Source organism: Streptomyces sp. RP5T (genome assembly GCF_003933965.1).
GTDB lineage: Bacteria > Actinomycetota > Actinomycetes > Streptomycetales > Streptomycetaceae > Streptomyces.
Genome location: NZ_RSAJ01000330.1, coordinates 1 through 9246 on the forward strand (window position 1 = coordinate 1; position 9246 = coordinate 9246).

6 protein-coding genes are annotated in these 9246 nt (G+C 72.4%); 3 read left to right on the plus strand and 3 right to left on the minus strand.

Annotation, left to right across the window (positions count from 1 at the left end):
• Window positions 1-176 precede the first annotated feature (176 nt).
• A complete protein-coding gene (locus tag EHS43_RS28340) occupies window positions 177-2993 on the minus strand; it encodes a helix-turn-helix transcriptional regulator (protein WP_125193577.1) in 2817 nt (938 codons plus the stop codon).
• A 160-nt stretch (window positions 2994-3153) separates the two neighbouring features.
• On the minus strand, window positions 3154-3984 hold the full coding sequence (locus tag EHS43_RS28345; protein WP_125193578.1) for a LuxR C-terminal-related transcriptional regulator: 831 nt from the start codon (window positions 3982-3984) through the stop codon (window positions 3154-3156).
• A 116-nt stretch (window positions 3985-4100) separates the two neighbouring features.
• On the opposite strand from EHS43_RS28345, the gene EHS43_RS28350 reads away from it, so the two are divergent.
• Together EHS43_RS28350 and EHS43_RS28355 are read left to right on the plus strand one after the other, a co-directional pair.
• Complete coding sequence (locus tag EHS43_RS28350) at window positions 4101-5768, plus strand: AMP-binding protein (protein ID WP_125193579.1); 1668 nt, start codon at window positions 4101-4103, stop codon at window positions 5766-5768.
• Entirely contained in the window at window positions 5765-7351 is a 1587-nt protein-coding gene (locus EHS43_RS28355; protein ID WP_125193580.1) for an AMP-binding protein, read from the plus strand. Before EHS43_RS28350 ends, EHS43_RS28355 begins: the two co-directional genes overlap by 4 nt.
• A 104-nt stretch (window positions 7352-7455) precedes the next feature.
• Here EHS43_RS28355 and EHS43_RS28360 read toward each other — a convergent pair whose 3' ends face one another.
• The gene (locus EHS43_RS28360; RefSeq protein WP_125193581.1) at window positions 7456-7923 is read right to left on the minus strand and encodes a MarR family winged helix-turn-helix transcriptional regulator; all 468 of its coding nucleotides are present in this window, start codon (window positions 7921-7923) and stop codon (window positions 7456-7458) included.
• Window positions 7924-8025: 102 nt separating this feature from the next.
• Here EHS43_RS28360 and EHS43_RS28365 point away from each other — a divergent pair, with 102 nt between their 5' ends.
• On the plus strand, window positions 8026-9240 hold the full coding sequence (locus EHS43_RS28365; protein ID WP_125193582.1) for an amidohydrolase family protein: 1215 nt from the start codon (window positions 8026-8028) through the stop codon (window positions 9238-9240).
• Window positions 9241-9246 lie beyond the last annotated feature (6 nt).

Genomic DNA, 9246 nt, shown 5'->3' on the forward strand with positions numbered 1-9246 from the left:
GGTGTGGGGGGTGCAGCACGGGGGTCGCGGGACCGACCCCCGTATGCCCGGGCGAGCGGCATGTTCACAAGCTAGAACGCGGCAGTTCCCCGTCCCAATGAGGGAACCCCCTAAGGGAGTTGGGCAGGGAAAACCCTCGGTCGGCCCTGGGTGGCGCGTTGTTGACGGTCCCTCGGCTACGGCCTGCGGCCCGCCGCCAGCCGGACGATGTCCACCCGGGAGCGGATGCCGAGCTTGCGGTAGACCCGCGTCAGCGTCGCCTCGACCGTCTTCACGCTGATGAACAGCCGTGCGGCTATCTCCCGGTTGGTGGCGCCCTCCATGACCAGCGCGGCCACCTGACGCTCCATCGAGGCGAGCCCTTCGAGGCTCTCCAGCCCGTCCGGCGCGAGGGTGTGCGCGGGCTCCGGCTCCACCGGCCGGTCCAGCGCGGCCGCCTCCACCTGACGCAGCCACGGCAGCGCCCGGCAGCGCCTGAAGAGCCGGGCCGCCTCGTCGTACGACGTCGGACCGGGCCGCCGGGTGCGCAACTGGGCCAGGGCGAATGCGGCGCGCGCCTCCTCCAGGCCGTGGCCGAGCTTCGCGAGACGATCCTGCACGGAGGTCAACTGCACCAGCGCCGCGTCGTGTTCACCGCGCGCCGCCCGCACCAGTGCCTCGGCCCGGTCGAGCACGGCGAGCACGCTCTCCCGGCCGAGCCGGAGCGCGTTCACCCGCGTCACGTCGATGACGTCCTGCGCCTCCCCGGTCTCCCCGATGCGGACGAGGGCCTCGGCGAGATCGCCCTGCCAGCGTCCGCGGGCCGGGTCCGTGATGCCGAGTCCCTGCTCCAGCTCGCGCACCCGGCGCAGCGAACGGACCGCGCCCTGCGCGTCCCCGGCGACGAGCTGGGCGTACCCGAGGGCGGTCAGGCCCCGGGACTCGTACATCTGGTCGCCGTTCTCCTCGGCGTGGTCGACGGCCTCGCGGGCCAGGTCGAGCGCCCGGTCGACGTTGCCGCCCGAGGCCTCCGCGAAGGAGGCGAGCACGGCCGAGGCCACCTCGCCGATCCCGGTGTCCCGGGCCATCATCAGGCTCTCCCGGGCCAGGTCGAGCGCGCGCCCGCAGTGCCCCGAGCGCAGCTCCGTCTCGGCCACCCCGCGCAGGAAGTGCACCTCGCTCTCGACCGACCCGCGCCGCCGCACCTCGCGCAGCAGGGCGGTGACGGTCGCGCGGGCCTCGGGCAGCTGGTCGCTCATGATCAGCCAGCGGAAACGGGAGTAACCGGCCCCGTTGTGGTGGCAGGCCACCCGGGGGTCCTGGGGCTCCTTCAGGGCGCGCTTGATGGTCGCGGGGGCGTCCGGGTGACCCATCAGGGTCTCGATCTGGGCCTGGAAGGCCAGTGCCATCAGCTCGTTGTAGCGGTCCCCGGCCCGTTCGGCCAGCGCCGCCGAGCGGGCCGCCTCCGCGCGGGCCCGGTCGAAGTCGCCCTCGACGAGCAGCGCCCGCCAGGCCAGCTGGTAGCGGATCAGGGCGAGCAGTTCGGGGTCGTCGCCCGCGTCGGCCAGGGCCTGCGGGAAGACCGCGTCGACCTCCGTCATGGCGTGGCCCGCGGTGTCGATCACGATGATCCAGGCCCGCACCCGGTCCGCGGGCACGGTGGCCCGGGTGAGCACGTCCCGGGCGATGTCCCGGGCGAGGTCCAGCTCACCGGCGGTGATCGCGTCCTCGGCGGCCGCGAGCCGCCGTACGTCGGGGGCGGGCACGCTGTCGGCCGGGGTGTGCCGGGCCGACAGCAGTCCGAGGGAGGCGGCCATCGAGGGGGCGCCCCGGTCCCGGGCCAGGGCGGCGGCCTCGGCGAGCCGGGCGGCCACCTCGGGGTCGGTGCCGTTGGTGGCGAGGGCCAGGTGGCGGGCCCGCTCGATGGGGTCGGAGGCGGCCGTGGACAGCGCCCGGTGCGCGTCCCGCCGTTCCTGCGCGGGCGCCTCCGCGTACAGCGCGGCCGAGATCAGCGGATGCGCGAAGCGTACGGCGGGCCCCTCGGCCTCCGTCGCGAGCAGACCCAGCGCGGCAGCCTGGGCCATCTCGGCCTCGGCGTCCCCGCGGCCGGCCGCGTGCAGCAGGGCCGGGGTGGGACGGGCGCCCGCGCTCGCGACCAGGAGGGTGCGGCGGGCCTCGGCGGACAGCATCTCCAGGCGGCTCAGCACCAGGGCCCGCAGCGAGGTGGGCACCGGCAGCGGATCGCCGGGACGGGGCGGGACCGGGCTCTCGGTCAGGGCGCGGCCGAGCTCCAGCGCGTAGAACGGGTTGCCGCCGCTGGTGCGGTGGATGTCCCGGACGGTGGAGCGCTGCAGGCCGGTGTAGCCGCGGTGGTCGAGCAGCGCGGCCGTCTGGGCGCGGGTGAGCGGGTGGAAGCGCACGGCGAGGGAGTCCGGCGGCAACACGCGTAGATGGCGGTCGTACTCGGGGCCGTCGGTCCGGACCGCGCACAGCATCCGCACGGGGATGTCGCCGAGCCGGCGGGCGGCGAAGCCGAGCAGCTCCAGGCTGGCCGGATCCAGCCACTGCATGTCGTCGGCGACGACCAGGACCGGCCCCTCGGCGGCGAGGGCGCGCAGTACCGACAGCACCGCGAGGCGCAGCGCGAGGCCGTCGCGCTGGAGGGTGGACTCGCCCCGGCCGGTCAGCGCGGATTCGAGCGCGGTGCGCTGGGCGGCGGGCAGCTTGTCGGAGACGTCGTCGAGTACCAGGCCGAAGAGGTCGGCGAGGGCGAGGAAGGGGAGGTGGGATTCCGACTCGGTGGCCGAGCAGCGCAGGACGGTGTGGGCCGTCTCGCCGTATTCCGTGGCCAGGGCGCGCAGGACGGTGGACTTCCCGATTCCGGCCGGACCGTGCAGGAGCACGCTGCCGCCGCGGGCCAGCTGCTCGCGGGCCTGGCCGAACAGCTCGTCCCGGCCGATGACCAGGTCGGGGCGGCATCTCGCAGGCTCCTGGAAGTCGCGTGGCACGGTCACCGCTCCCCTCCCTGTGTCGTGTCCTGGCCAATATTAGGCAAGGTGCTTCGAAATTCGACGGGAAGATGTGGTGAGGGAGACAACAACCGGTTCCGTATGGGAGAAATTCAAAGCGCCCGTGAATGAATGAGTTGTCCGAATAGTACGGGAGCGGCGGTTGTCACGGGAGCAGTCCCGCCCGGCGTGCGGCCACCACCGCCTCGCCCCGCGTCCCGGCCCCGAGCTTGCGCATGGCCGACCGCAGGTACGCCTTGACCGTCTCGGCCCGCACGCCCAGCCTGTCCGCCGCCCCGGCGTTCGTCGCCCCGGCCGCCACGCAGGCCAGCACGTCCAGCTCACGGGGTGCCAGCACGATCCCCTTCGCGGGGGCGGGACCGGCGGTCAGCAGCGCGCAGGCGTCCAGCAGCTCGGCCCGCAGCGCGGGGTCGCCGATCCGCGGGGCCAGCGCCCGCAGCGCCGCGTGCGCCTCCCGGACCTGCTCCCGCGTGAGGGCGTCCCCGGGAGCGGGCTCGGCCCGCGCCGCCACCAGCACGTCCCGGGCCTCGTCGCCCACGACCAGCGCCTGCTCCACGTCCCGGGCCGCGTCCACCGCCGCCGTCAGCGTGCGGTCACCGAGGGGCCGGGCGTCGCGCAGGGCGCCGTACAGCACGCCCCGCACGCGGCGCCGGACGACCACGGGCACGGCCAGCACCGAGCGCAGGCCCTCCGCGGCGACGGCGGCGTCGTACTCGTGGCTGATCTGCCGGGACCGGGAGTAGTCCACGACCGCACAGGGGCGGGCCAGCGCGACGGTCTTGCCGCCGAGGCCGTTGCCCGCGGTCACCGCGAGCGAGAGCAGGGAGGTGGTGGCCGTGCCGCTGAGCTCGCTGATGCGCATCTGCGGGCGGCCGGACTCCACCAGACCGCCGAAGGCGACCGGCAGGCCCGTGGTGCGCCGCAGCCGCACGAGGGCACGCCGGATCTCCACCGTGCCGGACGCCTCCACCGTCACCTGTTCGTCCCTTCGCCGCGGCACACACCCCCGTTCGGGGGTAGTGAGACCTGCATCACGGATTACACGATGGCAGAGAGCCGCCCGGCAATGGTCCGGTAAGAGGAGGACGCAAGATGACGGCCACGGAGGATTTCCGCGGGGCGCGGGACTTCCTGCTGCAGCACCGCGAGGACTACGCCACGGCGTACGAGGGCTTCGCCTGGCCCCGCCCGCGACACTTCAACTGGGCGCTCGACTGGTTCGACGTCATCGCGCAGGGCAACGACCGCGCCGCCCTGCACATCGTCGAGGAGGACGGCAGCGAGGTCCGGCTGTCCTTCGCCGAGATGGCCGAACGGTCGAACCGGGTCGCCAACCTGCTGCGCGAGCGCGGGGTGGAGCCCGAGGACCGGATCCTCGTCATGCTGGGCAACCAGGCCGAGCTGTGGGAGACGGCCCTGGCCGCCATGAAGCTGCGGGCCGTCGTCATCCCGGCGACCCCGCTGCTCAGCCCCGCCGACCTGCGCGACCGCGTCGAGCGCGGCCGGGTGCGGCACGTCCTGGTGCGGGCCGGGGACGCCGCCAAGTTCGACGAGGTGCCCGGCGACTACACCCGTATCGCCGTCGGCGGCGTACCCGAGGGCTGGCAGCCGTACGAGGACGCCTACACGGCCTCCGAGGAGTTCCTGCCGGACGGGCCGACCCTCGCCGACGACCCGCTGATGCTCTACTTCACGTCGGGGACGACGGCCCGCCCCAAGCTCGTCGAGCACACGCACACCTCGTACCCGATCGGGCACCTGGCGACCATGTACTGGATCGGCCTCAGGCCCGGCGACGTGCACCTCAACATCTCCTCGCCCGGCTGGGCCAAGCACGCCTGGTCCAACCTGTTCGCGCCGTGGAACGCGGAGGCGACCGTCTTCATCCACAACTACACGCGGTTCGACGCGGGCCGGCTGATGTCCGAGATGGACCGGGCCGGGGTCACGACCTTCTGCGCCCCGCCGACCGTGTGGCGCATGCTCATCCAGGCCGACCTGACCCAGTTGCGCACGCCGCCCCGGGAGGTGGTCGCCGCCGGCGAGCCCCTGAATCCCGAGGTCATCGAGCAGGTCCGGCGGGCCTGGGGCATCACCATCCGGGACGGCTTCGGCCAGACCGAGACGGCCGTGCAGGTCTCCAACAGCCCGGGGCAGGTGCTCAAGACCGGCTCCATGGGCCGCCCCAGCCCCGGCTACAAGGTCGAACTCCTCGACCCGGTCTCCGGTGCGCCGGGCGCCACCGAGGGCGAGATCGCCCTCGACCTCTCGGCCCGGCCGGTCGGCCTGATGACCGGCTACCACGGCGACCCGGACCGCACGGCGGAGGCGATGGCGGGCGGCTACTACCGCACCGGCGATGTGGCGTCGAGGGACGAGGACGGGTACCTGACCTACATCGGGCGCAGCGACGACGTCTTCAAGGCCTCCGACTACAAGATCAGCCCCTTCGAACTGGAGAGCGCGCTCCTCGAACACGAGGCGGTGGCCGAGGCGGCCGTCGTGCCCGCGCCGGACGCGCTGCGGCTCGCCGTCCCGAAGGCGTACGTCGTGCTGGCGGAGGGCTGGGAGCCCGGCCCCGACACCGCCAAGGTGCTCTTCGAGCACTCCCGGGAGGCGCTGGCCCCCTACAAGCGGATCCGGCGGCTGGAGTTCGGGGAGCTGCCCAAGACGGTGTCCGGCAAGATCCGGCGGATCGAGCTGCGCGAGGCCACGGCGTCGGGATCGGACGCGGAGTACCGAGAGGAGGACTTCCGGTGAACTCGTACACGCACGGAGTGGGCCCGACGGCACTGCTCGGCGACACCATCGGGGCGAACCTGGACCGGGCGGTGGCGACGTGGCCCGACCGGGAGGTACTCGTCGACGTGCCGTCCGGGCGACGCTGGACGTACGCCCAATTCGGCGCCGACGTCGACCGGTTGGCGTCCGCGCTGCTCGCCTCCGGGGTGGCCGTGGGGGACCGGGTGGGGATCTGGGCGGTCAACTGCCCCGAGTGGGTGCTGGTCCAGTACGCCACCGCCCGCATCGGCGCGATCATGGTGAACATCAACCCGGCGTACCGCACGCACGAGGTGGAGTACGTCCTGAACCAGGCGGGGGTCTCCCTGCTGTTCGCCTCGCTGAGCCACAAGACCAGCGACTACCGGGCCATGGTCGACGAAGTGCGGGGCAGGTGCCGGGAGTTGCGGGAGATGGTGTACTTCGGCGACCCGAGCTGGGAGGAGTTGCTGGGGCGGGCCGTGCCGGACGGGGTGCACCCGGAGCTGTCCTGCGACGACCCGATCAACATCCAGTACACCTCGGGCACGACGGGCTTCCCCAAGGGGGCCACCCTCTCCCACCACAACATCCTCAACAACGGCTACTTCGTCGGGGAGTTGATCTCCTACAGCGAGCAGGACAGGGTGTGCGTCCCGGTCCCGTTCTACCACTGCTTCGGCATGGTGATGGGGAACCTGGCCGCCACGTCCCACGGCGCCTGCGTGGTCATCCCGGCCCCCTCCTTCGACCCGGCGGCCACCCTGCGCGCCGTCCAGCAGGAGCGCTGCACCTCGCTCTACGGCGTACCGACCATGTTCATCGCCGAGTTGAACCTCCCCGACTTCGCGGACTACGACCTCTCCTCCCTGCGTACCGGGATCATGGCGGGCTCGCCGTGCCCGGTGGAGGTGATGAAGCGGGTGGTCGCGGAGATGCACATGGCGGAGGTCTCCATCTGCTACGGCATGACGGAGACGTCCCCGGTGTCCCTGCAGACCCGCAGGGACGACGACCTGGAGCACCGCACGGGCACGGTCGGGCGGGTCCTGCCGCACATCGAGGTCAAGGTCGTCGACCCGGCGACCGGGGTCACCCAACCCCGGGGCACCGCGGGGGAGTTGTGCACCCGCGGCTACAGCGTGATGCTCGGCTACTGGAACGAGCCCGAGAAGACGGCGGAGGCCGTCGACTCCGGTCGCTGGATGCACACCGGGGACCTGGCGGTGATGCGCGAGGACGGGTACGTCGAGATCGTCGGCCGCATCAAGGACATGATCATCCGGGGCGGCGAGAACATCTACCCCCGCGAGATCGAGGAGTTCCTCTACGGCCACCCGAAGATCGCGGACGTCCAGGTGGTCGGGGTCCCCCATGAGCGCTACGGCGAGGAGGTGCTGGCCTGCGTGATCCCGCGCGACCCGGCCGCACCGCCGAGCCTGGAGGAACTGCGCGCGTTCTGCGACGGCAGGCTGGCCCACTACAAGATTCCGAGCCGCCTGAAGATCCTCGACGCCTTCCCGATGACCGTGTCGGGCAAGGTGCGGAAGGTGGAGCTGCGGGAGACGTACGCGCGGGGGTAGGGGCCGGTGCCACGGATTCGCCGTCACCGGGTCGCCCTCACCGATTCGCTGTCACCGATTTGCCGTCACCGGTTCGCCCGCCGTGAAGTCGTCGCGCCGCTCGTTCAACCGCGGCGCGCGGCCTGCTTCTTGGACCATGCGGTGGCGTCGTCTCCGTAGCGGGCCAGCAGGCGGGCGAACTGGATCCGCTCCTCCGGCGACCATGCGGCGGTGATCGCCTCGAACGCCCTGCGCTGTTCGGCGGCGAAGCGGTCGCGCTCGGCCTCGCCGTGTTCCGTGAGTTCCAGCACGGTCCGCCGACCGTCCTCCTGCGATGCCGCCCGGCGCAGCAGCCCGTCCGCGATGCAGGCGGCGACGGTCCTGCTGGCCACCGGCTGGGCGACCCCCATCTCGGCGGCGAGACCGCCCACGGTCGTCTCGCCCGGCGCGTCGGCGATCACATTGAGCACGAGGTTGCGGGAGAGGTCCTTGCCCGACGCCGGTGCGCGCCGCCGCAGACGGGACAGCGCGGGACCGATCTGGTCCAGCACCAGGTCGTCGGAGGACTGCTCGGAGAAGGACGCGCTGCTCATGGGGCCGAGTCTAGGCCCGGCCCGCACATTTGCATACCGATGGACAACTGCATAGCATCAGGTATGTAAATTCGGGCGAGCGAGACGACGAGGCGGACTTCCATGGCACTCACCGCGATCACCAACGCGCAGATCTTCGACGGGGAGAAGGCGGCGGGCGTGCAGACCGTGGTCATCGACGGCGACAGGATCGCCCGCGTCGGTGGCGACGTCCCTCGGGGCAGCGAGATCGTCGACGGCAGCGGCGCCACACTGCTGCCGGGACTCATCGACGCCCACGTCCACTGCGCCCCGGGCTCCCTGGCGCTCGCCCTGCGGTTCGGGGTGACGACCGAGCTGGAGATGCAGGGCATGAACACCCGTGAGAACCGGGGGGCCGTCACCGACGACGACACCCTGGCCGACGTGCGCTCCTCGGGGTTCGCCATCACCCCGCCCGGCGGCCACCCCAGCGAGCTGATGCCCGAGGGCTTCCGGCCCAACTGGGATCTCCCGCCGGTCATGCCCCTGATGCCGCACTCCACCACCCCCGAGGAGGCGGCCGCCTTCGTGCCCCAACTCCTCGCCCGGGGCTCCGACTACATCAAGTTCATGATCGACGACGGCACCGTGGAGGGACACCCCGGGCTGCCCTCGCTCGACCAGGCGACCGTGAACGCCGGTGTGGCCGAAGCCAAGAAGTACGGTGCCCTGACCGTGGCCCACGCGCTGACCCTGGAGGCCACCGAGATGGCCGCCGAAGCCGGCGTCGACGGTCTCACCCACGTGTTCATGGACCGGCCGCACACCGCCGAGATCATCGAACTCATCAAGGACGCGGGCATGTTCGTGATTCCCTGCATCGCGCTCAACGCGTCGATGATGGGCATCACCGGCGGCGACCTCGCCGACGATCCCCGGGTGGCCGCGCGTCTCGACAGCAAGTGGGACCGCACTCTGCGTTCCAGTTACAACCGCTACCCGCAGGGCAAGCTCGACGACGTGTACGACACGGTGCGTGCTCTGGACGCCGTCGGCGTCGACGTGCTGGCCGGCACCGACGCCTCCATGCCTGAGACCTTCTTCGGGGGCCTGGCGCACGGGGCCAGCCTGCACCACGAACTGCAGTACCTCGTGGCGGCCGGCCTCACGCCCGCCCGTGCCCTGCGCGCGGCCACCGCGACCACGGCCCGCCGCTTCCGCCTCAGCGACCGCGGCCGCATCGCCGAGGGACTCCGCGCCGATCTCCTGCTGGTCGACGGAGACCCGGTGGCCAACATCAGCGACACTTTGAACACCCGCGCCATCTGGCGCCGCGGTGCTCGCTTGGCAGCGTGACGGTTG